General features: G+C 69.3%; 23 protein-coding genes, 1 pseudogene and 1 riboswitch. Of the genes and pseudogenes, 19 read left to right on the forward strand and 5 right to left on the reverse strand.

Annotated features, from left to right (window positions below; genetic code table 11):
* The first annotated feature begins 120 nt into the window (after positions 1 to 120).
* The 3 genes from ACLJK8_RS16305 to ACLJK8_RS16315 are packed head-to-tail and all read left to right on the forward strand — an operon-like array spanning position 121 to position 859.
* Positions 121 to 267: a hypothetical protein gene (locus tag ACLJK8_RS16305; protein WP_413151406.1), complete on the forward strand. Its 147-nt coding sequence runs from the start codon at positions 121 to 123 to the stop codon at positions 265 to 267.
* A gap of 56 nt (positions 268 to 323) precedes the next feature.
* The gene (locus ACLJK8_RS16310; RefSeq protein WP_413151407.1) at positions 324 to 560 is read left to right on the forward strand and encodes a type II toxin-antitoxin system CcdA family antitoxin; all 237 of its coding nucleotides are present in this window, start codon (positions 324 to 326) and stop codon (positions 558 to 560) included.
* Complete coding sequence (locus tag ACLJK8_RS16315; protein ID WP_413151408.1) at positions 560 to 859, forward strand: CcdB family protein; 300 nt, start codon at positions 560 to 562, stop codon at positions 857 to 859. Before ACLJK8_RS16310 ends, ACLJK8_RS16315 begins: the two co-directional genes overlap by 1 nt.
* Positions 860 to 910: 51 nt before the next feature.
* On the opposite strand, the gene benD is transcribed toward ACLJK8_RS16315, so the two are convergent.
* From benD to ACLJK8_RS16340, 5 genes are all read right to left on the reverse strand, one after another.
* Positions 911 to 1747: a benzoate diol dehydrogenase BenD gene (gene benD, locus ACLJK8_RS16320; RefSeq protein WP_413151409.1), complete on the reverse strand. Its 837-nt coding sequence runs from the start codon at positions 1745 to 1747 to the stop codon at positions 911 to 913.
* On the reverse strand, positions 1744 to 2763 hold the full coding sequence (gene benC, locus ACLJK8_RS16325) for a benzoate 1,2-dioxygenase electron transfer component BenC (protein ID WP_413151410.1): 1020 nt from the start codon (positions 2761 to 2763) through the stop codon (positions 1744 to 1746). Before benC ends, benD begins: the two co-directional genes overlap by 4 nt.
* A 193-nt stretch (positions 2764 to 2956) precedes the next feature.
* On the reverse strand, positions 2957 to 3481 hold the full coding sequence (gene benB, locus ACLJK8_RS16330; RefSeq protein WP_413151411.1) for a benzoate 1,2-dioxygenase small subunit: 525 nt from the start codon (positions 3479 to 3481) through the stop codon (positions 2957 to 2959).
* A 17-nt stretch (positions 3482 to 3498) separates the two neighbouring features.
* Positions 3499 to 4887, reverse strand: coding sequence for a benzoate 1,2-dioxygenase large subunit (gene benA, locus ACLJK8_RS16335; RefSeq protein ID WP_413151412.1), 1389 nt, complete (start codon positions 4885 to 4887; stop codon positions 3499 to 3501).
* Between the two features lie 93 nt (positions 4888 to 4980).
* Positions 4981 to 6123, reverse strand: coding sequence for a muconate/chloromuconate family cycloisomerase (locus tag ACLJK8_RS16340; RefSeq protein ID WP_413151413.1), 1143 nt, complete (start codon positions 6121 to 6123; stop codon positions 4981 to 4983).
* 253 nt (positions 6124 to 6376) lie between these two features.
* Here ACLJK8_RS16340 and ACLJK8_RS16345 point away from each other — a divergent pair, with 253 nt between their 5' ends.
* From ACLJK8_RS16345 to ACLJK8_RS16420, 16 genes and pseudogenes are all read left to right on the forward strand, one after another.
* Positions 6377 to 6913, forward strand: a complete 537-nt coding sequence (locus ACLJK8_RS16345; RefSeq protein WP_413151414.1) for a DUF2076 domain-containing protein — start codon at positions 6377 to 6379, stop codon at positions 6911 to 6913.
* Between the two features lie 194 nt (positions 6914 to 7107).
* Entirely contained in the window at positions 7108 to 8226 is a 1119-nt protein-coding gene (locus ACLJK8_RS16350; RefSeq protein ID WP_413151415.1) for an efflux RND transporter periplasmic adaptor subunit, read from the forward strand.
* Positions 8227 to 8232: 6 nt separating this feature from the next.
* Positions 8233 to 11382, forward strand: coding sequence for an efflux RND transporter permease subunit (locus ACLJK8_RS16355; RefSeq protein WP_413151416.1), 3150 nt, complete (start codon positions 8233 to 8235; stop codon positions 11380 to 11382).
* An 81-nt stretch (positions 11383 to 11463) separates the two neighbouring features.
* Positions 11464 to 11565, forward strand: a riboswitch (TPP riboswitch).
* 51 nt (positions 11566 to 11616) lie between these two features.
* The gene (gene thiO, locus ACLJK8_RS16360; RefSeq protein WP_413151417.1) at positions 11617 to 12651 is read left to right on the forward strand and encodes a glycine oxidase ThiO; all 1035 of its coding nucleotides are present in this window, start codon (positions 11617 to 11619) and stop codon (positions 12649 to 12651) included.
* A complete protein-coding gene (gene thiS, locus ACLJK8_RS16365) occupies positions 12629 to 12826 on the forward strand; it encodes a sulfur carrier protein ThiS (protein WP_413151418.1) in 198 nt (65 codons plus the stop codon). The genes thiO and thiS overlap by 23 nt, the downstream gene beginning before the upstream one ends.
* 1 nt (position 12827) lies before the next feature.
* Positions 12828 to 13601, forward strand: coding sequence for a thiazole synthase (locus ACLJK8_RS16370; RefSeq protein WP_413151419.1), 774 nt, complete (start codon positions 12828 to 12830; stop codon positions 13599 to 13601).
* A complete protein-coding gene (locus ACLJK8_RS16375) occupies positions 13598 to 14194 on the forward strand; it encodes a thiamine phosphate synthase (RefSeq protein ID WP_413151420.1) in 597 nt (198 codons plus the stop codon). Before ACLJK8_RS16370 ends, ACLJK8_RS16375 begins: the two co-directional genes overlap by 4 nt.
* The gene (locus ACLJK8_RS16380; protein WP_413151421.1) at positions 14191 to 15168 is read left to right on the forward strand and encodes a HesA/MoeB/ThiF family protein; all 978 of its coding nucleotides are present in this window, start codon (positions 14191 to 14193) and stop codon (positions 15166 to 15168) included. The genes ACLJK8_RS16375 and ACLJK8_RS16380 overlap by 4 nt, the downstream gene beginning before the upstream one ends.
* Positions 15165 to 16103 carry an ABC transporter substrate-binding protein gene (locus ACLJK8_RS16385; protein WP_413151422.1) on the forward strand — a complete coding sequence of 313 codons (939 nt, stop codon included), beginning with the start codon at positions 15165 to 15167 and terminating at the stop codon, positions 16101 to 16103. The genes ACLJK8_RS16380 and ACLJK8_RS16385 overlap by 4 nt, the downstream gene beginning before the upstream one ends.
* Positions 16100 to 16783 (forward strand): annotated as a pseudogene (locus tag ACLJK8_RS16390) (TenA family protein). The gene ACLJK8_RS16385 and the pseudogene ACLJK8_RS16390 overlap by 4 nt, the downstream one beginning before the upstream one ends.
* Before the next feature lie 35 nt (positions 16784 to 16818).
* A complete protein-coding gene (locus ACLJK8_RS16395) occupies positions 16819 to 17502 on the forward strand; it encodes an ABC transporter ATP-binding protein (protein WP_413151436.1) in 684 nt (227 codons plus the stop codon).
* A gap of 80 nt (positions 17503 to 17582) precedes the next feature.
* Positions 17583 to 18332 (forward strand): ABC transporter permease, encoded by a 750-nt coding sequence (locus ACLJK8_RS16400; protein ID WP_413151437.1) that lies wholly within the window; start codon positions 17583 to 17585, stop codon positions 18330 to 18332.
* A gap of 69 nt (positions 18333 to 18401) precedes the next feature.
* Positions 18402 to 19427, forward strand: a complete 1026-nt coding sequence (locus ACLJK8_RS16405; protein ID WP_413151423.1) for a LacI family DNA-binding transcriptional regulator — start codon at positions 18402 to 18404, stop codon at positions 19425 to 19427.
* A 358-nt stretch (positions 19428 to 19785) separates the two neighbouring features.
* Positions 19786 to 21327 carry a sugar ABC transporter ATP-binding protein gene (locus ACLJK8_RS16410; protein ID WP_413151424.1) on the forward strand — a complete coding sequence of 514 codons (1542 nt, stop codon included), beginning with the start codon at positions 19786 to 19788 and terminating at the stop codon, positions 21325 to 21327.
* Positions 21324 to 22328 (forward strand): ABC transporter permease, encoded by a 1005-nt coding sequence (locus ACLJK8_RS16415; RefSeq protein WP_413151425.1) that lies wholly within the window; start codon positions 21324 to 21326, stop codon positions 22326 to 22328. The genes ACLJK8_RS16410 and ACLJK8_RS16415 overlap by 4 nt, the downstream gene beginning before the upstream one ends.
* Before the next feature lie 75 nt (positions 22329 to 22403).
* Positions 22404 to 23345, forward strand: coding sequence for a substrate-binding domain-containing protein (locus ACLJK8_RS16420; RefSeq protein WP_413151426.1), 942 nt, complete (start codon positions 22404 to 22406; stop codon positions 23343 to 23345).
* The last annotated feature ends 48 nt before the right edge of the window (positions 23346 to 23393 follow it).

Below are 23393 nucleotides of genomic sequence, written 5' to 3' on the forward strand. Positions count from 1 at the left end.
ATTCATGGTCGGTCAGTTCGTACCGGCGACGTGTCATTCAGGGCTCCCTCAGTTTCGAGCCTTGAATCAGCCACACAGCAAAACGCCAACCAGATTTATGGGTTTGCCGCCTAGAGCACGGTGGAGAAGTTCGAACAACGGATGATTGATGAGTTCATGTCCGTGCTTCGCCGTCTGCCGGAGGAGTATCCGGGATCGCGCGCGGATCGGTTCGACATCGCCACCATCGATGAGTTCGTCGAGATGGTCCGGGCCGCCGAAGGCTGACACGTCTTGCACGCGCCACCGATCATGCGCATAGTTTCTGCGCAATGGAGGCGCGTATGTCGGTCCCGAATGCCAGCCGCAAGGCGACCAATCTTTCCCTTGACCCCGCCCTCATCGCCGAGGCGCGGGGTCTTGGCGTCAATGTCAGCCGGGCCGCCGAGGCGGGGCTGCGCGAGGCGGTCCGCTCCGCGAAAGCCGAGGCGTGGCGGCGCGAGAACGCCGGTGCCATCGCGAGCGCCAATGCCTGGGTCGAGGCGAACGGGCTGCCGCTGGAGCGGTACCGGCGGTTCTGATGGCGCGCTACGACTACCATCCGGCGCCCGACGGGCCGGGGTATCTGCTCGACCTGCAGACCGACCTGCTCGACGGGTTCACGACGCGCATCGTCGCGCCGCTGATCCCGCTCGACCGGGCGCCCGCGCCGGCGCGGATTCTCAATCCCGTTTTCGAGATCGAGGGCGTCCCGCACGCGCTGGTGACGCAGTTTCTCTCGGCGGTGCCCGCGAGCCTGCTGCGCGGCCCGGCGGGCAGTCTCGGGAGCCGGTCGGAGGAGATCACGCGGGCGATCGACATGGTGTTTCACGGGTTCTGAGCGGGAGGGCGCGCGCGACCCGCCCATCCGGTTCACCCTCTCCGAGCCACCCTATCCGAGATCCCCGCCGCCGACCGGAAGCGTGACGCCGGTGATGTAGGAGGCGTCGTCCGAGGCCAGGAACAGGATCGCGCCCGCCTGCTCGTCGAGCGTGCCGTAACGCTTCATCAGGCTCGACTCCCTGGTCTGATCGACGATGGTCCGGTACCAGTTCCGGTCCTGCTCCGCCTCTGGCGTTGGGTTGCGCGGCACCTTGCGGGCCGGCGCCTCGGTGCCGCCGGGGGCGGTCGCGACCACGCGCACACCGCGTTCGGCGACTTCCCAGGCGAGCGAGGCGGTGATGGCGTTCACACCGCCCTTGGCCGCCGCGTAGGGCACGCGGTTGAGGCTCCGCGTCGCAATCGAGGAGACGTTGACGATCACGCCCCGGCCCGCCGGCAGCATGTGGTCGAGCGCGGCCCGGCAGCAGTAGAGCGTCGGGAAGAGCGAGCGGCGCACCTCCGCCTCGATCTCGTCGGGGGCATAGAACTCGTAGGGTTTCGCCCAGATCGTGCCGCCGACATTGTTCACCAGCACGTCGATCCGGCCGAAGAGTTCCGCCGCGCGGGCCATGGCGGCGGCGCAGCCGTCCCAGGTTTCGAGATCGGCGTCGAGCGCCTGCGCCGAGCCGCCTCCCGGAATGCCCGCCGCGGTGATCGCCTCCGCCACCTCGTCGCGGTGAGGCGAGCGATCGACGATCAGCACCTCGCCGCCTTCCGCCACGGCGCGTTCGGCGACGCGGCGGCCGATCCCCTGGGCGGCGCCGGTCACGACCAGCGCCTTGCCGGCGAACCGCCCCGGCATCACAGGCGCGGGGATGAAGGCCGGGGGGGTGATGGGGGCGGTCATGCCGCCACCGCCGGGGTCTCGGTCGGGTTGAACTTCTCGAAATGGAAGCTCGCGGGGGCGACGCCGAGCGCGGCCATGTGGCTCCGAACCGCCTCGACCATCGGGGGCGGGCCGCAGAGATAGACATCCGCGTCGCCGCCGTTGAAATCGTCCGGTTCGAGGTGATCGGTGACGAAACCCTTGCGCTCATGCGCCTCGTCCTCGGCGGCGAGAATGGTGACGAGCGTCAGACTCTCGATCTTCTCCGCCAGCGCGCGCAGCCGTTCCAGTTCCACGAGATCCGCCGCGCGCGTCACGGCGTAGAAGAGCCGGATCGGATGATCGGTCCCATCGGCCGCGACCTTCTCCAGCATCGCGAGGAAGGGCGCGAGCCCGGTGCCGCCTGCGAGCCAGGCCTGCGGCCGTTCGATCGGACGCAGGTAGAAGGCACCCATCGGGCCGGTCAGCTCCACTGCGTCGCCGGGTTTCGCCGTCTCGCCGAGCCAGGTCGACATCACGCCGCCGGGCAGGTTGCGGATGAGAAAGCTCGCCTCATCGGAGCCGGGCGCGGAGGAGAAGGAATAGGAGCGGTGCCTCCCGGTGCCGGGAACGTCGATGTTGACATACTGGCCGGGCAGGAAGGGGATCGGCTTCGCGAGCTTCACGCGAAGCCCGAAGGAGGTCGCGGAGAGCGCGTCCACCGCGATGACCTCCCCCTTCACGGTCTCGGCGCCGGTCTTGCAGACCGCGGAGGAGACCGGGACGGAGAGCACGCAGTCCGACTGTGGCGTCATCTGGCAGGTGAGAACGTATTTCTCCTCCGCCTCCTCCTCGGTCATCGCCTCGTCGAGATAGAAGTCGAGTTCGTAGTCACCCTTCTCGCAGTGGCATTTGCAGGTGCCGCATACACCGTCGCGGCAGTCCATCGGGATGTTGATCTTCTGGCGGAACGCCGCGTCCATGACGAGTTCGTCCTCGCCACAGTCGATGATGCGGGTCACGCCGTCCTCGAAGTTGAGCGCGATCTGATAGGTCATGGCTGAGTTCCTCCCTTCGCCTCGCCGCGGGTCGGCGCGGGGGCGGGCTTGGCTTCGCGGTTCGGTGAAATGGCGGGCGATCACGTCCGCCGGACGGGTCGCGCGGTAGGGTGGGCGATCCGCCCACCGTTCCTCGAACCCGGCGTCGACTGGTAGGGTGGGCGATTCGCCCACCATTCGACCGGGGCCGGCGTCAGATGTGGTAGATGTCGATCACGTGGTGGATGTGATCGTTCTTCAGGATGACCTTCTTCGCGGTGATGAGCGGTCGCTCACCCGTCGTGTCGAGCGTGTAGAAGGACGTGCCCCAGTGCTGGTCGGTCGCCGCGTAGCGATAGCTCAGCGTCTGCCAGTTGAAGCGCAGGCGGAGTTCGCCGTTCTTCTGGCTCAGGATCTCGACGTTGGCGATGTGGTGCTGCGTGCGGGGCTCCGGCAGGCTGGTCGCCGAGGACCGGTCGGTCTTGATGCGGAACACGCGGTCCTGGATGCCCTGCTTGTCGCCGTAGTAGATCAGCGAGATCTCGGTTTCCGGGTCCTCGGTCAGCGTGTCGTGGTCGTCCCAGGCCGGCATCCAGAACACGCAGTCGTCGTGGTAGAAGGCGAGCCAGTCGTCCCATTCCCGGTCGTCGAGCGCGCGGGTCTCGGCGTGAAGGAAGGCGCGGACGTCCTCGCAGGAGAGCTCGCGGACGGGCCGGTCGAGTTCGATCGTGTCGCTCATGTCGTTCACTCCCTTTCTTATTCAGCGGCGTGGGCGACGGGGGCGGCTTCCGTCCGTTCGGTCTCGACCGCGGCGCGCATCCGTTCCTGCCATTGCTTGTGCTGGATGACGAAAAGCCCCTCGTCCTCGGTCCGGGCGCCCGAGAGGATCGGGTCGAGCCCGATCGCCCTGGCATCCTCGTCCGGCCCGGTGATCCACTGTTTCGCGCCGCGCGTCAGGTCGTTCCACTTCGCGAGCGCCGCCCCGGCGTAGCCGCGCTGGGTGGCACGGAATTCCTCGGTATCGTCAGGGGTCGCCATGCCCGAGGCGTTGAAGAAATCCTCGTACTGGCGGATGCGGCGCGTGCGGGCCTCGCGGCTCTCGCCCTTCGGCGCGATGCAGTAGATCGTGACCTCGGTCCTGTCGACGGAGATGGGCCGGAAGACGCGAAGCTGCGAGCTGAACTGATCCATCAGGAACAGGTTCGGATAGAGGCAGAGGTTGCGGAGATAGCCGATCATCCAGTCCGCCTTCGCCTCGCCATGCTTCTCGATGAGCTCGTCGCGGCGCGGGAAGAGCGGGCGGTTCGAGGGATCGGCCCAGACGGTCCAGAGCAGCAGGTGGCCGTTCTCGAAGGAATAGAAGCCGCCCTTCTGCTTCGCCCATTTCGAGGCATCGTTCGCCTTGATCTTGTCTTCCTTGCCCTCCTGGCCGCGGCGCGAGGTCGTGGCGACGTAGTTCCAGTGCACAGCCGAGACGTGATAGCCGTCGGCGCCGTTCTCGGCCTGGAGCTTCCAGTTGCCGTCATAGATATAGGTCGAGCCGCCGCGGAGCACTTCGAGCCCCTCCTCGGACTGGTCGGCGACCATGTCGATCATCTTCTTCGCCTCGCCGAGATAATCCTCGAGCGAGGAGACATCTGGGTTCAGGCTGCCGAAGAGGAAGCCCCGGTAGCTCTCGAGCCGCGGCACGCGGGTCAGGTCGTGGCTGCCGTCGCAATCGAACTGGTCGGGATAGCCCGCGCCCTTCGGGTCCTTCACTTTCAGGAGCTTGCCCGTATTCGAGAAGGTCCAGCCGTGGAACGGGCAGGTGAAGGTCGCCTTGTTCGCCCGCTTGAAGCGGCAGAGCATCGCGCCCCGGTGCGAACAGGCGTTGATGAGCGCGCGCAATTCTCCGGTCTTGTCGCGGGTGATGACGACGGGGACGCGGCCCATGTTGACGGTGAAATAGTCGTTCGGGTTCGGGATCTGGCTCTCATGGGCGAGATAGATCCAGTTGCCCTCGAAGATGTGCTTCATCTCCAGTTCGAAGATTTCCTCGTCGGTGAACATGTCGCGGCGGGCGCGGAAGATCCCGTTCTCGGGGTCGTCCTGCACCATGCCTTCGAGCCGGGCGTCGATCTCGTCGAGTGCTTCCGGGGTGAACATGGCAATCCTCCTCCATTGGCGTCCGGCCCTGGCCGACGCCTCTTCGCTGCGGTGTTCCGGTGCTTGACCGGGTATTTTACGTGGCTGGCCCCGTCAGGAGACGGCGTGCAGGGTCCGGGCGCGTCCGCGCCGGTAGTAATCGACCTTCTCCGCGTCGAGCGTGACGCCGATTCCCGGCCCCTCCGGCAGATGCGCCGAGAAATCGTGGTAGCGGATCGGCTCCGCGAGGATCTCGTCCTTCAGGAGCAGTGGGCCGAAAAGCTCGGTGCCCCAGTCGAGGCGGGCGACGGTCGAGAAGAGCTGGAGCGCGGCGGCGGTCGAGACGCCGGCTTCGAGCATGGTGCCCCCGTAGAGGCCGATCCCCGCCGCCTCGCCGATGGCGGTGACCTCGGAGGCGCGCTTGAGCCCGCCCGACTGGCCGATCTTGACCGCGAAGACATCCGCGGCGCGTTCGGCGGCGACGGCGAGCGCGTCGGCCGGGCCGTTCAACTGCTCGTCCGCCATGATGGCGATGTCGCTCCGCTCGGTCAGCGCGCGAAGCGCGGCGAGCGAGCCGATGCGGATCGGCTGTTCGGCGAGTGCCACCCCGATCGCCGCGAGCCCCGCGAGGCCCTGACGCGCCTCGGTCTGGCTCCAGGCCTGGTTGACATCGACACGGATGCTGGCCCGGCCGCCGAGGGCGCGGGCGATCGCCTCGACATGGGCGAGGTCGTCGCGCACGCTCCGCTTGCCGATCTTGAGCTTGAAGATGTCGTGGCGCCGCGTGGCGATCATCTCCTCCGCCTCGGCGATGTCGGTCTCGGAACGTCCGCTCGCGAGCGTCCAGGCGACCGGCATGGCGCGGCGGACCGAACCGCCGAAAAGCTGCGCCACCGGCACGCCGAGTCTGCGCCCGAGCCCGTCCCAGAGCGCGATCTCGACCGCGCAGCGCGCGATCGGATTGCCGCGCACCGCCTTCTCGACAAGCTGGATCGCGCCGTTGACGTCGTTCCCGTCCCGGCCCTCGAGCAGCGGCGTGATGTAGCTCTCGATCGCGGTCTGGATGCTTTCCGGGCTTTCGGGCCCGTAGCTCATGCCCCCGATGGACGTGCCCTCGCCGAGACCGACCGATCCGTCCGAGAACCGGACCCGGACCAGGACGATCGACTGCGCCATCATCGTCGTCATCGACAGCACGTGTCCGCGGATGGTCGGGATGTCGAGGATCGTGGTCTCGATCCGTTCGATCTTGCTCATGTGCCCGGTCTCCCCCGTTTGTTCCTTGGCCCGTGTGTTGCCTGGCCCGTGCGTTGCCTGGCCCGTGTGTTCCTTGGGGTGAAGATGACCGCTCGGGGGGGGGCCAAGTCCAATACTGGCTTGGTCTCGGGCGATACCCGCGCCGGGCCCGCCTGCGACGGCGCGACAAAACGTCGCGGCGGGGAGTGGGACGCGGTACATATCTGAAGGGAGGCCGGGCCATCCCGGCGGATCAGAGAGGAGAATTCATTCGATGGATCGGAACGACCAGCAGGCGATCGAGGGACTTTTCGGGCGGCTGGCCGAGGCGGAACGCGCGGCGCCCGCGCGGGACACCGGGGCGGAGGACTTCATCGCGCGGGCCATCACCGAGCAGCCGGCCGCGCCCTATTACATGGCCCAGACCATCGTGGTTCAGCAGGCGGCGCTCGAAGCGGCCCAGGCACGGCTCGAAGCGCTGGAAGCGCAGGCGCGGCAGCCGGCGGGCGGCGGCGGCTTCCTTTCGGGCCTTTTCGGCGGCGGATCGCCCCGTCCGGCGCCCCGACCCGCGTATCAGCCGGCCGGTCCGGCCTCCGCGGCGCTGCGCCAGAACCGGGGGCAGGGCGGGGGCTTCCTCGCCGGAGCGGCGCAGACGGCGGTCGGCGTCGCGGGCGGCGTGCTGCTCGGCAATGCGATCGCGGGCATGTTCGCGGATGACGCCTCCGCCGAGGAGCCGCTCGCGCCGGAGGAGGCCTCGGGCGAGGAAGCCGTCGCCGAGGAACCGGATTTCGGCGGCGACTTCGAGATCTGACGCCGCGCGCGCCCAAGGCGTCCGACGCGAAACCGGACGCCAATACCGGGAGGGCATGGCGCCGCCATTCCCTCCCGGGTTGTATGAGGCGCGGCGGATGTCGCGTCATGCCAAGAATTCGTGTCGGCATGTCGGTTGCCCGATCACAAGGTGCGTGACAGTCTCACGGCAACCTTGCCAGGGAGACCGCGGGCATGACATCGACACTCTCCACTCGACTTCGGGCCGCCGCGAGCGCGGCGATCCTCGCGCTCATCGCGGGGCAAGCGGGCGCGCAATCCGGGGCCCCGGCGCCCGCCGTGACGGTCGCGCCCGCGGAGATGACCGCGGTTCGCGAGACCGCGGGCTTCACCGGTCGCGCGGTCGCCGATCAGAGCGTGGACATCCGCGCCCGCGTCATCGGCTTTCTCGAAGAAATGAACTTCCGCGAGGGCGCGGAGGTCAAGGCCGGTGACACCCTCTACAAGATCGAGGATGCCGACTATCGCGCCGCCGTCGCGGCGATCGAAGGCTCGATCCAGGCCGCGCAGGCCTCGCTCGATCTCGCCCGGCTCGAGGAAGACCGCAAGTCCCAGCTGGTCGCCCGCGACGCGGTGGCGCAGAACGAACTCGACATGGCGACGGCCGCGGTCGGCGAGGCGTCGGGCCAGCTCGCCCAGCTCAACGCCTCGCTCGATCAGGCGAAGCTCCAGCTCTCCTACACCGAGATCACCGCGCCCTTCGACGGCTTCGTCGATCTGAGCGCCTTCGATGTCGGCGCGCTCGTCAGTCCCGAGAGCGGACCGCTGACGACGCTGACCAAGCTCGATCCGATTTATGTCACCTTCTCGGTGGCCTCGGCGCTGGTGCTCGACTATCAGGCGCGGACCGCCGCGGGCGAGGCGACCGAGATCGGCGCCGTGCGTCTGACGCTCGCCAATGGCGCCGAATTCCCCGAATCCGGCACGCTCGATTTCATCTCGCCGACGGTGCAGCAGGGCACGGATACCGTGACCGTGCGCGCGACCTTCCCCAACCCGGACGGCCTTCTTCGCGACAGCGCGCTCGTCAAGGTGACGCTCGAAGGCGAGGAGGCTCAGGAGCAGCTGACCGTGCCGAGCCAGGCCGTGCAGCGCGACCAGGCGGGCGCCTTCGTGCTGGTCGTCGACGCGGAGTCGAAGGTCGAACTCCGGCGCGTCGAGACCGGGGCGGCGCAGCTTGGCCGCATCGTCATCGGGTTGGGGCTCGAAGCGGGCGAGAATGTCATCGTGGACGGGATCAACAAAGTCCGCCCGGGCATCACCGTCGACGCCGCGACCGGTCAGGCGGGCTGACGCGCCATGTTGTCCGATACCTTCATTTCGCGTCCGCGGCTCGCCGCGGTCATCTCGATCGTCCTGACGCTCGCCGGCCTCATCGCGCTCCGCGCGCTGCCCGTCGCGCAATATCCGGACATCGTGCCACCCCAGGTCGTGGTCTCCGCGGTCTATCCCGGCGCGGGCGCCGACGTGGTGGAAACCACGGTCGCCCAGCCGATCGAGAGCCGGGTCGTCGGCGTCGACGACATGCTCTACATGAAATCGACCAGCGGCGCGGACGGCTCGTACCAGCTGACCGTGACCTTCGCGGTCGGAACCGACCCCGATATCGCCACCGTCAACGTGCAGAACCGGGTCTCGCTCGCCACCCCCGGGCTGCCGGCGGAGGTCAAGGCGACCGGCGTCAGCGTGATGAAACAGTCCTCGGCGCTGCTTCAGGTCTTCGCGGTCTCCTCCGACGATCCGGCGCATGACGGGCTGTTCCTGTCGAACTACGCGACGATCAACATGCTCGACACGCTGAAACGCGTGCCGGGGGTCGGCGACGCCATGCTGTTCGGCGCCCAGGACTATGCGATGCGCATGATCCTCGACGTGGACCGGCTGACCAACCTCGACCTGACGCCGAACGATGTCGTGAATGCGCTCAAGGCGCAGAACGTTCAGGCCGCCATCGGCCGGATCGGCGCGCAGCCGATGACCGACGATCCGCTGTTCCAGCTGAACCTCACGACGCAGGGACGGCTGAGCGACCCGGAGGAATTCGGGAACGTCGTGCTCCGCGCCATGCCGGACGGGTCCTTCGTTCGGGTCCGCGATGTCGCGCGGGTCGAGCTTGGCGCCCAGGTTTCCGACGTGACGGCGCAGCTCAATGGCAAGCCCACGGCAATGATCGGCATCTTCCAGCTACCGGGCGCGAACGCGCTCGCGGCCGGGGCCGGCGTAGAGGCGGCGATCGAGGCGCTCGAGGCGAACTTCCCCGAGGGCATGGAGGTCACGACCACCTATGACACCACCGCCTTCGTGGAGGCGAGCGTCGAGGAGGTCGTGAAAACACTGCTCGAGGCCTTCGTCCTTGTCATCATCGTGGTCTTCTTGTTCCTCGGCAATTTCCGGGCGACGATGATCCCGCTGATCGCGGTGCCCGTCGCGCTGATCGGCACATTCGCGGTCATGCTGGCGATGGGCTTCTCGCTCAACACCGTCTCGCTTCTCGCCATGGTGCTCGCGATCGGCATCGTGGTCGACGACGCGATCGTCGTCGTCGAGAATGTCGAGCGGGTCATGGAAGAGAACCCCGGCATGTCCGCGCGCGAGGCGGCGCATGAGGCGATGGGGGAGATCACCGGGGCGATCATCGCGATCACCATGGTGCTGCTCTCGGTCTTCGTGCCGGTGGCCTTCATCCCCGGCCTCTCGGGCCAGCTGTTCCAGCAGTTCGCCGTGGCGGTCTCCGTCTCGATGGTGATCTCCGCGATCAACGCGCTGACGCTGAGCCCGGCGCTCTGCGCGGTGCTGCTGAAGCCGCATCATGGGCCCAAGCGCGGCGTGCTCGGCTGGATCTCGCGCCGTATCGACCTCGCCCGCGACGGCTACGTGCGCGTCGCGGCGATGATCGCGCGGCGCACGCTGCTCGCCCTCGCGCTGCTCGCGCTCGCCTTCGTCGGCGCCGGCGCGCTCTTCCGGGCGGTGCCATCCGGCTTCCTGCCCTCCGAGGACCAGGGCGCGTTCTTCGTCGAGATCCGGACCCCGGAAGGTTCCTCGGTCAACCGGACGGCCGAGGCGGTCGCCGACGTGCAGGAGATGCTCTCGGGCATCGAGGGCGTCGAGAGTGTCGTCAGCGCCACCGGCTACAGCTTCCTCGACGGGCTCGCGATCTCGAACAGCGGCTTCGCCGTCGTCGGCCTGAAGCCGTTCGAGGAACGCACCGAGTCGAGCGCCAGCGTCTTCGCCGCGATCACGACGGCGCTCCAGCAGGGCGCGGCGATCCGGGAGGCACAGGTCTTCGCCTTCAACCTGCCGCCGATCATCGGCCTCGGCACCGGCTCGGGCTTCGAATACCAGCTTCTCGATCTCGAAGGCCGGTCCCCAGCCGATCTCGCGAGTGTCGCGGGCGCGGTCTCGGTCGCGGCGAGCCAGGACCCGCGGCTCGGACCGACCTTCTCGACCTTCTCGGCCTCGGCGCCGCAGCTCTATCTCGATCTCGACCGCGAGCGGCTGCAGACGCTCGGCGTTTCGGTCAGCGATCTCTTCGCGGCGCTACAGGGGACGCTCGGCTCGGTCTATGTGAACGACTTCAACCTGTTCGGCCGGACCTGGCAGGTCAATGTCCAGGCCCAGCAATCCGACCGGGCCAGCGTCGAGGACATCGCCCGGATCAACGTCCGCTCCGCCTCGGGCGAGATGGTGCCGGTCTCGGCGGTGGCGACGGTGGAATACCGCGTCGGGCCGCAGTCGATCGTGCGCTACAACAACTTCCGCTCGGTCACGATCAACGGCGCGCCCGCGCCCGGCGTCGCCTCGGGCGAGGCGCTGCAGGCGATGGAGGAGCTGAGCGCGCGCGTCCTGCCGTCGGGCTACAGCTTCGACTGGACCGGCACGGCGCAGCAGGAACTGGAGGCGGCCGGACAGACCACGGTGATCCTCGCCCTGGCGCTCGTCTTCGCCTATCTCTTCCTCGTCGGCCTCTACGAAAGCTGGACGATCCCGGTGCCCGTCCTGCTCTCGGTGGTGGTGGGCGTCGCGGGCGCGATGCTGTCGCTCCTGGTCGCGGGGCTCGCCTTCGACATCTACGCCCAGATCGGCCTCGTCGTCCTGATCGCGTTGGCTGCGAAGAACGCGATCCTCATCGTCGAGTTTGCCAAGGCGCGGCGCGAGGCGGGGGAGTCGGTGCTCGACGCGGCGATCGACGGGGCGCGGATGCGTTTCAGGGCGATCCTGATGACGAGCTTCGCCTTCATCGCCGGCCTGATCCCGCTCGTCACCGCCACCGGAGCCTCGATGCTGAGCCGCCGCGCGGTTGGTACCGGCGTCGCCGGCGGCATGCTGACCGCGGCGCTCGTGGGCATCTTCATCATCCCCGCGCTCTACGTGATCTTCCAGAACCTGCGCGAGCGGGTGAAGCGGATCGGAGCGGGGCGGGAGGCGAAGGAGCCGGAGGCGGGAGCCTGAGGGCGCCCGCCCGCCGGACGGTACCCGCGAACTGATGCCCGCCGCCCCTTGAGTTCGGGGCGCGGGCACTTTATCTGTCCCCTTGAACCGTTGGGGTGCCCGGAAGGGCTGAGAGGCGCGCGGCGTCAACCCATCGCACCTGATCCGGGCAATGCCGGCGTAGGGAACGGATATGGCACAGACGATCATCCTCACCCGCCAGAGCCTCATTGTCCCCCGGGGGATACGGCCGGCATGTCGGACAGTCTAACCTCCCCATCGAACCGGTCGGTCACCGTGCTCGGCGCGGGCGTCGCCGGGCTCTCGGTCGCGACCGAGCTTGCCCGGCGCGGCATCGGCGTCTCGCTCGTCGACCGCGCGGGCGCGCCCGGGCCGGGGGCCTGCTCCTGGTGGGCGGGCGGCATGCTCGCGCCCTTCTGCGAGGGCGAGAGCGCGGAGGAACCGGTGACGCGGCTGGGCCAGGAGGCGGCGGACTGGTGGGACGCGGCGGCGGGCGGCGTGACCCGGGCCGGGACGCTCGTCCTGGCGCTTGGCCGGGACCGGAGCGAGCTCGACCGTTTCGCGCGCAGGACCGAGCGGCACGAGACCCTCGGGCCGGAGGCGATCGCGGCGCTGGAGCCCGATCTCGCCGGCCGCTTCAACCGCGCGCTCTTCTTCGCCGATGAAGCCCATCTCGACCCGCGTGCGACGCTCAAGGCGCTGCGCGACGGGCTCGCCCGCCGCGGCGTGACGGTCGAGACAGGTGATCCGGCCGCCAACGGGGTCGCCGCGGCGGGGGAGGGGGTCGTCTTCGACTGCCGGGGTTTCGCCGCGCGCGACAGGCTCGCCGATCTTCGGGGCGTCAAGGGCGAGATGCTGGTGCTCCGCTGCCCCGATGTGAGCCTGACGCGGCCGGTCAGGCTGCTGCATCCCCGGATTCCGCTCTACATCGTCCCGCGCGGCGACGGGGTTTACATGCTCGGCGCGACGATGATCGAATCCTCGGACCGCTCCCGCGTCACGGCGCGCTCGCTCCTCGAAATGCTGACCTCGGCCTATGCGCTGCATCCGGCCTTCGGCGAGGCGGAGGTGCTGGAGATCGGCGTCGATGCCCGCCCGGCCTTTCCCGACAACCTGCCGCGCATCAGGAGGCGGGGAGCGCGCATTCATGTGAACGGCCTCTACCGCCACGGCTTCCTGCTCGCGCCCGCGATGGCGCGCATGGCGGCCGATCTGGTGACGGGAGGCCCAAGACCGGAGGTGATGGATGAAGATCGTCCTGAACGGTGAGCCGCGCGAGCTTGACGCGGCGCGGCTCGACAAGGCGCTGGTGGAACTCGGCTACGGCGAGGCGGCGATCGCGACGGCGGTGAATGGCGCCTTCGTTCCCGCGGGCCAGCGCGCCGCGACCGAGCTTGAAGCGGGGGACCGGCTCGAAGTCGTCTCCCCCCGGCAGGGAGGCTGAGATGCCGCGTTTCTACGGAGCGGACCTCACGTCCCGGATGATGCTCGGGACCGCGCAATACCCCTCGCCCGCGATCCTCGCCGAGGCGTTCCGCGCCTCCGGTGCCGGGATCGCCACGGTGTCGCTGCGCCGTGAAAGCGGCGGCGCGCGGGGCGGGTCGGATTTCTGGGACCTGATCCGCGAGCTTGGCGTGCGCGTCCTGCCCAATACCGCCGGCTGCCATTCGGTGAGAGAGGCCGTCACCACCGCCCAGATGGCGCGCGAAGTCTTCGGCACGAACTGGATCAAGCTCGAGGTCATCGGCAATACCGACACGCTGCAGCCCGACCCTTTCGCGCTGGTCGAGGCGGCGCGGATTCTCGTCGGCGAAGGTTTCGAGGTCTTCCCCTATACGACCGAGGACCTGATCGTGGCCGAGAAGCTTCTCGACGCCGGCTGCGAGGTGCTGATGCCCTGGGGCGCGCCGATCGGCTCGGGCCTCGGGCTGGTCAATCCCTACGGGCTCCGCGTGCTCCGGGAGCGTTTCCCGCAGGTGCCGCTGGTGGTGGACGCCGGGATCGGCCTGCCGAGCCACGCGGCGGCGGCGATGGAGATGGGCTACGACGCGATCCTGCTCAACACGGCGGTGGCGAAGGCGGGCGATCCCGTCGCGATGGCGCGGGCCTTCGCGCGGGCGGTCGAGGCGGGAGCGGCGGCGCGCGCCGCCGATCCGATGGAGCCGCGCGACATGGCCGCCGCCTCCACGCCGGAAATCGGGAGGGCCTTCCTCGAATGAAACTCGACCGCTTCTATCCGATCTTCGATTCCGCCGATTGGTTCGCCCGGATGCTGCCGCTCGGGGTCCGTTTCGCGCAGCTTCGCGTCAAGGACCGGAGCCCGGAGGAGACGCGCGACGAGATCGCCCGCGCCCGCGACCTCTGCGCCGGGGCGGGTGCGACGCTGGTCGTCAACGACTACTGGGAGCTTGCGATCGAGGAGGGCTGCGATTTCGTCCATCTCGGCCAGGAGGATCTCGACGAGGCTGACCTGCCCGCGATCCGCGCCGCCGGCATCCGGCTCGGGATCAGCACGCATGACGTGGTGGAGCTCGACCGCGCGCTGGCGCTCGCGCCGGATTACGTGGCACTCGGGCCGGTCTATCCGACGATCCTGAAGCAGATGCGCTGGAGCGAGCAGGGGCTCAACCGGGTCTCCGAATGGAAGGACCGGGTGGGCGACCTGCCGTTGGTCGCGATCGGCGGCATGACGGTGGAGCGGGTGCCCGGCGTGCTCGACGCGGGGGCGGATGTGGTCTCGGTCGTGACCGACATCACGCTCAACCCCGATCCCGAGGGCCGGACGCGCGCCTGGATCGAGGCGACGCGATGAGACGCTACGCGCGGCAGGTGGTGCTTCCGGAAGTCGGTGCCACGGGGCAGGAGCGGCTCACGGGGGCGCGGGCGCTCGTCATCGGCGCGGGCGGGCTCGGCGTGCCGGTGCTGCAGTATCTCGCCGGCGCGGGCGTCGGGCGGATCACCGTGGTCGATCCCGACACGGTCGAACGCGGAAACCTGCATCGTCAGGTCATGTATGGCGAGGCTTGGCTCGGGCAGGCCAAGGCCGAGGCGGCTGCGAAGATCCTGCGCGGGCTGAACCCGGAGGTGAACGTGCGGCCGCTGGTCGCCGCGCTCGATCCGGAGAACGCGGGCGAACTCGCCGCAGGCTGCGATGTCGTGCTCGACTGCGCCGACAGTTTCGCCGTGAGCTACACGCTTTCGGACGCCTGTTTCGCGGAGGGAACACCCTTCATCAGCGCCTCGGCGCTCGGCCTCGGCGGCTATGCCGGCGGCTTCTGCGGCGGGGCGCCGTCGCTCCGCGCGGTCTTTCCCGATCTGCCGGAACGCGCGGCGAGCTGTGCGACGGCGGGAATCCTCGGGCCGGTCGTGGGGCTCCTCGGCGCCCTGCAGGCGCGTATGGCGCTTGGCGTGCTGCTCGGCCTCGATCCGAGCCCGCTCGGCCAGCTCGTGACCTTCGACGAGGCGATGCGCTTCGGCGGCTTCCGCTTCGAGGGCGCGCCGGAGCCGGAGGATGCGCTTCGCTTCGCAGGCGTGGGCGAGATCGCGGCGGAGGATTTCGTCGCGGATCTGAGGGGCGCCGACGAGGCGCCGGTCCCGGTCGGAGCGCGTTTCGCGGTGGAGGATTTCGGCCCCGGCGGCCCCCGGCCCGCGCCGGGACAGCGCGCGATGATGGTCTGCCGCAGCGGCTTGCGCTCCTGGCGGGCGGCAAGGCGGCTGCGCGAGGCCTGGGATGGTGAGATCAGACTGGTCGCCATGGGCGACGGAGAGATGAGAGGCAGGCAATGAAGATCTGGGGGATGGTTCTCGCATCGGCGCTGGTGGCGCAGCCGGCGCTGGCGGCGGACAAGGTGACGCTGATGCTCGACTGGTTCGTCAATCCGGACCACGGGCCGATCGTGATCGCCGAGGAGAACGGCTATTTCGCCGAGGAGGATCTGGAGGTCGAGGTGATCGCCCCCGCCGATCCCTCCGATCCGCCGAAGATGGTGGCCGCGGGGCAGGCCGATCTCGCGGTCGGCTATCAGCCGCAACTGCACCTGCAGGTCGCCGAGGGGATGCCGCTGGTGCGCGTCGGGACGCTGGTCGCGACACCGCTCAACTGCCTGCTGGTGCTCGATGACGGTCCGGTCAAGGAACTGGCCGATCTCAAAGGCAAGCAGATCGGCTTCTCCGTCGCCGGGGTCGAGGAGGCGCTCCTGACCGCGATGCTGTCGCGCGCCGGGCTGACGCTCGACGATGTGGAACTCGTCAACGTCAATTTCTCGCTCTCGCCCGCGCTCATGTCGGGGCAGGTCGACGCGGTGATCGGCGCCTTCCGCAACTTCGAGCTCAATCAGATGGAGATCGAGGGACACGAGGGCCGCTGCTTCTACGTCGAGGAGGAGGGCGTGCCGCCCTATGACGAGCTGATCTATCTCGCCAATCCCGAGACCATGAACCCCGATGTGATCCGCCGCTTCCTCGCCGCGACCGAGAAGGCGACGCAGTTCATGGTGAACCACCCGGAGGAGAGCCTGGAGACCTTCGTCGGCACCGCGCCGGAACTCGACGACGAGCTGAACCGGCGCGCCTGGGTCGATACGCTCGCCCGTTTCGCGCTGCGCCCGGCGGCGCTCGACATCGGGCGTTATGCCCGGTTCGAGGCTTTCCTGGAGGAATCTGGGCTCGCCGAGGGATCGCGACCGGTCAGCGCCCTCGCCGTCGATCTCGGGACGCAATGAGCGGGCCGGACTACGGGCGCGCCTTCGCGCTCTGGCGCGCGGAGGCGGGCGGGGCGTGGCGCGACTATACCCGCCACGCCTTCGTCGAAGGGATGCGGGACGGCAGCCTGCCCCGCGCCGCCTACCTCCACTATCTCCGGCAGGATTATGTCTTCCTGATCCATTTCGCCCGCGCATGAGGGCTGGCCGCTGCAAAGGCCGAGACGCTCGCCGAGATGCGGCCGGCGGCGGCGACGGTCGCGGCGCTGGTCGACACGGAGATGCGGCTTCATGTCGATACCTGCGCGCGCGAAGGGATCGACGCGGCGGCGCTCGAGGCGACCGAGGAAACGCCGGAGAACCTCGCCTATACCCGCTACGTGCTCGAAGCCGGCTATTCCGGCGATTTCCTCGACCTCCTGGCCGCGCTCGCGCCCTGCGTGCTCGGCTACGGCGAGATCGGCGCGCGGCTGGCGGTGGAGGCGGCGGCGAACACGCCCTATGCCGAGTGGATCGCGACATATGGCGGCGAGGATTACCAGCACGTCTGCCGCGATGTCGGCGCGCTGATCGACGCGGCGGCGGCGAGGCGGGTCGGCGGGGATTTCGGCGCCGCGGCGCGCTGGCCGCGGCTGGCCCGACATTTCCGGACCGCGACGGTGCTCGAAGCCGGCTTCTGGGACATGGGGCTGCGCGGTTGAGGGGGATCGCGGTCGAGGTCGCGGGCCGGGCGACGATGGAGGGCGCGCCGCTCTTCGGGCCGCTCGACATCACGCTCGGGGCCGGGCGCTGGACCTGCCTGCTCGGGCCGTCGGGGGTCGGCAAATCCACCGTGCTGCGCCTGATCGCGGGGCTTCCGACCGGCGCGCGCTTCGAGGGACGCGTCACGGCGGAGGACGGGGCGCCGCTCGGTGGCCGCGTCGCCTATATGGCGCAGAGCGATCTGCTCTTTCCCTGGCTGGACGTGACCGAGAATGTCGCGCTCGGGGCGCGGCTTCGGGGGGACCGGCCCGATCTCGCCCGCGCCGAGGCGCTGATCGCGCGCGTCGGCCTCGCCCGGCACGCCCACAAGCGGCCGCGCCAGCTCTCGGGCGGCGAGCGGCAGCGGGTGGCGCTCGCGCGGACGCTGATGGAGGACCGGCCGGTGATCCTGCTCGACGAGCCGTTCTCGGCGCTCGATGCGAAGACGCGGGCCGAGATGCAGGAACTGGCGGCGGAACTGCTCGCGGGGCGCACGGTGCTTCTGGTGACGCATGATCCGGCCGAGGCGGCGCGGCTCGGCGAGGCGATCTATGTGATGACGCGCGAGGAGGCGCGGCGTGCCGAGACGCCGCCGACGCCGGCGATCCGCGCGGTGGACGATCCCGCGACGCTCGCGGCGCAGGGGCGGCTCTATGCGATGCTCCGGGAGATCGCATGACGGATCGCAGGGCGGATCACGTGCCGGATCAGCTGGCGACGACATCCCGGGGCCGGGCGGCCGGGGGAACGGGCGGAGGAATGGCCGCGGGAACGGCTGGCCGGGCCGTGCTCGCGGCGCTCATCGGCCTCGGGCTCTGGCAGGCGGTGGTGAGCCTCACCGGCCTGCCGCCCTTCATCCTGCCCGGCCCCGCGCGGGTCGCGGTCGCGCTCTGGGAGAACCGGGCGCTCATCGCCGGGCACGCGGTCTTCACCATCATCGAGGTGCTGCTCGGGCTCGCGATCGGCACCGCGCTCGGCGCGGGAACCGCGATCTGGCTCGCCGCCTCGCCGCTCGCGCGCGCGCTCGCGAAACCCGCGCTCGTCTTCTCGCAGGCGGTGCCGGTCTTCGCGCTGGCGCCGCTCCTGACGCTCTGGCTCGGCTACGGGCTGAGCGCGAAGGTGGTGATGGCGGTGCTGATCATCTTCTTCCCCGTGACCTCGGCCTTTCTCGACGGGCTGATGGCGACGCCCGCGGGCTATCTCGACCTTGCTCGCTGCATGGGGGCGACGCCCGCGGGGATCATGCGCCGGGTGCGGATTCCGGCGGCTCTGCCCTCGCTCGCCTCGGGGCTGAGGCTCGCAGCGGTCTATGCGCCGATCGGGGCGGTGATCGGCGAATGGGTCGGCTCGTCGCGCGGGCTCGGCTATCTGATGCTGCTCGCGAATGGCCGGGCCAAGACCGATCTCATGTTCTCCGCGCTGATCGTGCTGGCGCTCTTCACCGTGCTCCTGCACGCCGTGGTCGATCGCGCGGCCCGGAGGTTGAGCGACGACGCGCGGGGCGGCTGATCCCCGATTCTGATTGGCGTACCTCATGGCCGCGTGCTACCCCTGAGCGGAGCGGGGGAGGTACCTCGGATGCGACCGACGATCCGCGATGTCGCGCGCGAGGCGGGGGTCAGCCTCGCCACGGTCGATCGCGTGCTGAACCACCGGACCGGCGTGCGGGCGGCGACGATCCGGCGGGTCGAGGACGCGGTATCGCGGCTCGGCTTCGTGCGAGACACGGCGGCGGCCAACCTGTCCCGCCGCCGCGACTACCGCTTCGTCTTCCTGATCCCCGAGGGCTCGAACAGCTTCATGCGCGAGCTCGAGGCGCAGGTCGTGGCGATGGGAGCGCGGCTCCGCGCGGCCCGGGTCGCCGTAGAGGTCATCGCGATCCCGCCCTTCGATGGCGACGCGCTGGCCGCCGCGCTCGACCGGATCGACCCGCGCGAGGTCTCCGGCATCGCTCTGGTGGCGACCGAGGCGCCTTCGGTCAGGGATGCGCTGGTCCGGCTCGCGGGTTTCGGAATTCCGGTGGTAACGCTCGTCTCCGATGCTCCGCTCTTCCCGAGAAGCCGTTATATCGGCATCGATAATGTCGCCGCCGGCCGCACGGCGGCGAGCCTGCTCGGGCGGTTCCTCGGACCGCGCGAAGGCCGGATCGCCCTGGTCGCGGGCTCCATGCTGCTGCGCGACCACATGGAACGGCGGATGGGTTTCGAACAGGTGATGCGGGCGGAATATCCGCGGCTGACGCCGCTCCCCGTGGTCGAGGGGCGCGACGATGCCGAGACGACGCGGCATGCGCTGGCGACGCTTCTGGCGGCGGAACCGGGCGTGATCGGCCTCTACAACATCGGCGCGGGCAACCGGGGCGTGATCGAGATCCTGCGCGCCGCGCCGCCCGCGTCGCGTCCGGTCGCCGTCGTCCATGAACTCACCCCGCATACCCGCGCGGCGCTGCGCGAGGGGCTCGCGCACGCGATCATCCATCAGGACGCCGGCCATGAGGCGCGGAGCGCGCTCCGCGTGTTGCGCGCCTGCGCCGATGGCGCTCCGGTTCTGGAAGCACGGGAGCGCATCCGGGTGGAGATTTACCTTCGCGACAATCTGCCGTAGCCGCGCCGGATCGGATGATGTACGGTACTCAGGACTGCGACGGATGGGGAGTTCCGGCGCGGCGCAGCCGATCCGCTCCGGTGTCATTCAGGACCGGGGTATCGCGCCGCCACCCTCCCGAGGCTCCGCCGGTCGATCGCGAAGCGGCGCCCCGGCGCGAAACGGAGGATGGACGCGTGAGAACCATCGGGGGTCGGGAGACCGGCCCGGTCCCGCGGGAAACACCGCCGCTCTCGAAACCTTCGCGGCACGGCGAACCGCGTGACGCGGCCGCCGATACCACGACGCAGGGGGAACTCGCGAAGGCATACGGCACGGCGGCGACGCGAACTCGGACCCGGGCCTGGACGCGGCGCGGATGAGCGGCGGGAACGGCGCGCCGGCTCCGGTGCTGGAAGCGGCCGGGCTCTCGAAATCCTTCGGCGGGGTCGAGGTGCTCGGCGATATCCGTGTCGCGCTGCGTCCGGGCGAGGTGCATGCGATCATCGGCGAGAACGGCGCGGGCAAGTCCACGCTGATGAAGCTGCTTTCCGGCCATCTGACGCCTTCGGCCGGCGAGATCCTGCTCGACGGGGCGCCGGTCACCTTCTCCGGTCCCGTGGAGGCGGAGGAACGGGGCATCGTCCTCGTGCATCAGGAGATCCTGCTCGCGCCCGACCTGACCGTTGCACAGAACATCTACCTCGGACGCGAGATCCGCCGCGGGGTCTTCGTCGACGACCGGGTCATGAACGAAGGCGCGTCGAAGGCGGTCGCGGCGCTTGGCACAAGGCTCGACCCCGCCGTTCCGGTCCGGCGTCTCTCGATCGCGCAGCGGCAGCTGGTGCAGATCGCCCGCGCGCTCCTGGAGCCGCGGCGGGTGGTGATCTTCGACGAGCCGACCGCCTCGCTCACCCCGCGTGAGACCGAGGCGCTGCTCGGCGTGATCCGCGAGATCCGCGCGAGGGGAGCGGCGGTGCTCTATATCTCGCACCGGCTGCCGGAGGTGAAGGCGATCGCCGATCATGTGACGGTGCTGCGCGACGGCAAGCTCGTCGCGACCCAGCCGACCGCCGGTCTCACGCCCGCGCGGATGGCCGAGCTGATGGTCGGGCGGGATGTCTCGAAACTCTACCCCGACCGCGCCGGGCCGGAAGCGGCGAGCCCGGTGCTCGAGGTCGAGAATTTCGACGTGCCCGGCTATGTGACCGGGGCGGGGTTCCGGCTCGGGAAGGGGGAGATCCTTGGCTTCGCGGGCCTCGTCGGCGCCGGGCGGACCGAGCTCATGGAAGGTGTCGTCGGATTGCGGCCGCATCGGGGCACCGTCCGCTTCGAGGGCGCGCCGGTGAAGTTCCATGACGTGCGCGAGAGCCAGCGGGCCGGCGTCGTCTATCTCAGCGAGGACCGCAAGGGACGGGGGCTCCTCCTCGACCAGAACCTCACGGTCAACCTCACGCTCGCCGCGCTCGCGCATTTCACGCGCGGCGGGCTCGTCGACAAGACCCGCGAGGCCGGGGCGCTCGACAAGGCGATCGCCGATTTCGACATCCGCGCGCGGTCGCGGGGCCTGAACGCCGGCCAGCTTTCGGGCGGGAACCAGCAGAAGCTCCTGCTCGCCAAGATGATGCTCCTCGATCCCGGGGTCGTGATCATCGACGAGCCGACCCGCGGCATCGACATCGGCACCAAGGAACAGATCTACAGATGGATCGCCGCGCTCGCCGACTCGGGCCGGTCGGTGATCGTCGTCTCCTCCGAGATGCCCGAGCTCATCGGCATCTGCGATCGGATCCTGGTGATGCGCGAGGGGCGGATCGTCGGCGAGGTCTCCGGGGCGCGGCTGACCGAGACCGAAATCGCCGTGCTGGCAACCGGCGCGTCCGAGCAGGAGGCGGCCCTCGTGGTGGAGACAGCGTCATGACCGAGACTTCGACCGAACGCCCGCCCGCCCGCCGCTCCTGGCGCGACGTCGATATGCGCGCGGTGGCGCCCTTCGTCGCGCTCGTGGTGCTGATGATCTTCGGCGCGTCGCTCAATCCGAGCTTCGTCAGCCTCGACAACATGCTGAACGTGCTCTCGCGGAGCGCCTTCATCGCGATCATCGCGATCGGCATGACCTTCGTGATCTCGGCGGGCGGCCTCGACCTCTCGGTCGGCTCGATGGCGGCTTTCGTCGCGGGGACGATGATCCTCTTCATGAACGCGGCCCCGGTCGGGGGCGATGTCGCGCTGATCGCCGCGGCCATGGTGATGGCGCTCATCACCGGGGCGCTCTGCGGGCTCGCCAACGGGCTCTTCGTCACCATGGGGCGGCTCGAACCCTTCATCGTGACGCTCGGAACCATGAGCATCTTCCGCGCGCTGACGATCTGGCTCGCCGAGGGCGGCTCGATCGCGGTCGCCTCGCGCGACCTCCGCGCCGCCTATCGACCAGTCTATTTCGGTGAAGTCTGGGGCGTCCCGGTCCCGGTCATCGTCATCCTCGTGGTGGCGGTCGCGGGCGCGATCCTGCTCAACCGGACCGCCTTCGGGCGGCATGTGATCGCGGTCGGATCGAATGAGGAAGTGGCGCGCTACTCGGGCATTCCGGTCGGCCGCGTCAGGACGCTGACCTACGTCATCCTCGGGATCTGCGTCGCGATCTCCGTCCTCGTCTATGTGCCGCGGCTCGGCTCGGCCACGGCGACGACCGGGCTCATGTGGGAACTGCAGGCGATCACGGCGGTGGTGATCGGCGGCACCGCGCTGCGCGGCGGGGTCGGACGGATCTGGGGCACGGTTTGCGGCGCGCTGATCCTGGAACTTATCGGCAACATCATGGTGCTGAGCGATCTCGTGAGCGAATACCTGATCGGCGCGGTCCAGGGCGCCATCATCATCGTCGCGATGCTGGTCCAGCGCGCGCTCTCGCGCGGGCGCTGACCGTCCCGACACGGGGCTTCGGGCCGTCCCGGGCCGGAGAGAAAGCATGGAAAGAAGGTCCAGGGAGGATTTGATATGAAGAGATTGTTGCTCGGACTGGCGACCGCGGCGCTCGTCGCGGGGATGGCCAGCGCGCAGGAGGAGAAGGAGGTTTCCATCGCCGTCTCGATCCCTGCGGCGGATCACGGCTGGACCGGCGGCGTGGTCTATCACGCCGAACGGGCGAAGGAGATCCTCGAGGCAAACCATCCGGGCCTGAGCATCACGCTCAAGACCTCGCCCGACGGCGCCTCGCAGGCGAACGCGCTCGAGGATCTGGTGATCCAGGGCATCGACGCTCTCGTGACCCTGCCGCACAACTCGGACGAGCTGACCGACCCGATCCGCAGCGTGAAGGAAGAGGGCATCTTCGTCACCGTGGTGGACCGGGCGCTGTCGGACCCGACGATCCACGACCTTTACGTCGCCGGCAACAACCCCGAGCTCGGCCGGGTCGCGGGCGAATATCTGAAGGAAAATCTCGGGACCGGCGACGTGGTGGTGATCCGGGGGCTTCCCATCGTGATCGACGAGGAGCGGCAGCGGGGCTTCGACGAGGCGATCGAAGGCTCCGGCATCAATGTTCTCGACCGGCAGTTCGGCAACTGGTCGCGCGACGACGCGTTCAAGGTGATGCAGGATTACCTGACCAAATTCGAGAAGATCGACGCGGTCTGGTGCCAGGACGACGACATGGCCGTCGGCGTGCTCGAGGCGATCGAGCAGTCGGGACGGACCGACATCAAGATGGTGATCGGCGGCGCCGGGATGAAGGAAATGATCCAGCGCGTGGCCGAGGGTGACACGATGGTCCCGGTCGATGTGCTCTATCCGCCGGCGATGATCGCGACGGCGATGGAGCTCACCGTCGCCAATCTCTACGATCAGGTGCCGGTGCGCGGCGACTACATCCTCGATGCCACGCTGATCACCAAGGAAAACGCCGAGGAGTTCTATTTCCCCGACTCCCCGTTCTGACGCCGCCTGACGATCTGTCTCCGCTCCGACCGCCCCCATCACGGGGGC

Source organism: Amaricoccus sp. W119 (assembly GCF_047275745.1).
GTDB lineage: Bacteria > Pseudomonadota > Alphaproteobacteria > Rhodobacterales > Rhodobacteraceae > Amaricoccus.

Coding starts and splice junctions, on each gene's coding strand:
- ACLJK8_RS16310 (WP_413151407.1), top strand. CDS start 324: ATGTCGGTCCCGAATGCCAGCCGCAAGGCGACCAATCTTTCCCTTGAC.
- ACLJK8_RS16315 (WP_413151408.1), top strand. CDS start 560: ATGGCGCGCTACGACTACCATCCGGCGCCCGACGGGCCGGGGTATCTG.
- benD (WP_413151409.1), bottom strand. CDS start 1,747: ATGACCGCCCCCATCACCCCCCCGGCCTTCATCCCCGCGCCTGTGATG.
- benC (WP_413151410.1), bottom strand. CDS start 2,763: ATGACCTATCAGATCGCGCTCAACTTCGAGGACGGCGTGACCCGCATC.
- benB (WP_413151411.1), bottom strand. CDS start 3,481: ATGAGCGACACGATCGAACTCGACCGGCCCGTCCGCGAGCTCTCCTGC.
- benA (WP_413151412.1), bottom strand. CDS start 4,887: ATGTTCACCCCGGAAGCACTCGACGAGATCGACGCCCGGCTCGAAGGC.
- ACLJK8_RS16340 (WP_413151413.1), bottom strand. CDS start 6,123: ATGAGCAAGATCGAACGGATCGAGACCACGATCCTCGACATCCCGACC.
- ACLJK8_RS16345 (WP_413151414.1), top strand. CDS start 6,377: ATGGATCGGAACGACCAGCAGGCGATCGAGGGACTTTTCGGGCGGCTG.
- ACLJK8_RS16350 (WP_413151415.1), top strand. CDS start 7,108: ATGACATCGACACTCTCCACTCGACTTCGGGCCGCCGCGAGCGCGGCG.
- ACLJK8_RS16355 (WP_413151416.1), top strand. CDS start 8,233: ATGTTGTCCGATACCTTCATTTCGCGTCCGCGGCTCGCCGCGGTCATC.
- thiO (WP_413151417.1), top strand. CDS start 11,617: ATGTCGGACAGTCTAACCTCCCCATCGAACCGGTCGGTCACCGTGCTC.
- thiS (WP_413151418.1), top strand. CDS start 12,629: ATGAAGATCGTCCTGAACGGTGAGCCGCGCGAGCTTGACGCGGCGCGG.
- ACLJK8_RS16370 (WP_413151419.1), top strand. CDS start 12,828: ATGCCGCGTTTCTACGGAGCGGACCTCACGTCCCGGATGATGCTCGGG.
- ACLJK8_RS16375 (WP_413151420.1), top strand. CDS start 13,598: ATGAAACTCGACCGCTTCTATCCGATCTTCGATTCCGCCGATTGGTTC.
- ACLJK8_RS16380 (WP_413151421.1), top strand. CDS start 14,191: ATGAGACGCTACGCGCGGCAGGTGGTGCTTCCGGAAGTCGGTGCCACG.
- ACLJK8_RS16385 (WP_413151422.1), top strand. CDS start 15,165: ATGAAGATCTGGGGGATGGTTCTCGCATCGGCGCTGGTGGCGCAGCCG.
- ACLJK8_RS16395 (WP_413151436.1), top strand. CDS start 16,819: ATGGAGGGCGCGCCGCTCTTCGGGCCGCTCGACATCACGCTCGGGGCC.
- ACLJK8_RS16400 (WP_413151437.1), top strand. CDS start 17,583: ATGGCCGCGGGAACGGCTGGCCGGGCCGTGCTCGCGGCGCTCATCGGC.
- ACLJK8_RS16405 (WP_413151423.1), top strand. CDS start 18,402: ATGCGACCGACGATCCGCGATGTCGCGCGCGAGGCGGGGGTCAGCCTC.
- ACLJK8_RS16410 (WP_413151424.1), top strand. CDS start 19,786: ATGAGCGGCGGGAACGGCGCGCCGGCTCCGGTGCTGGAAGCGGCCGGG.
- ACLJK8_RS16415 (WP_413151425.1), top strand. CDS start 21,324: ATGACCGAGACTTCGACCGAACGCCCGCCCGCCCGCCGCTCCTGGCGC.
- ACLJK8_RS16420 (WP_413151426.1), top strand. CDS start 22,404: ATGAAGAGATTGTTGCTCGGACTGGCGACCGCGGCGCTCGTCGCGGGG.